General features: G+C 58.1%; 1 protein-coding gene. It reads left to right on the forward strand.

The window, feature by feature from the left end; translation table 11 throughout:
* A partial coding sequence (locus tag E5Q11_RS17705) for a YhdP family protein (protein ID WP_135804733.1) occupies window positions 1-301 on the forward strand: 301 nt, incomplete at both ends.

Genomic DNA, 301 nt, shown 5'->3' on the forward strand with positions numbered 1-301 from the left:
AGACACCCTTTGGAGAAGACTGAAACTGGACTTCTCGGATCTTTATGAAGCCGGCGTTGCGTTCGATGCGATTTCGGGGAAGGCCACGCTGGGTAATGGCTTACTGACCCTCGACCCTGAGCTGCAGATTGTCGGCCCGTCTGGCGCCTTCAAGTTCAGTGGCACCACCAGCATGGCCCAGGAAACCCTGGATATGAACATGGTGGTGGTGTTGCCCCTGACCCAGAACCTGCCATTGGCCGCAGTGCTACTGGGTGCAGGTGCGCCCATCGGGGGTGCCCTCTTCGTGCTGGATAAAGTA

Source organism: Marinobacter confluentis, from assembly GCF_004785685.1.
In the GTDB taxonomy this organism is placed as follows: domain Bacteria; phylum Pseudomonadota; class Gammaproteobacteria; order Pseudomonadales; family Oleiphilaceae; genus Marinobacter; species Marinobacter confluentis.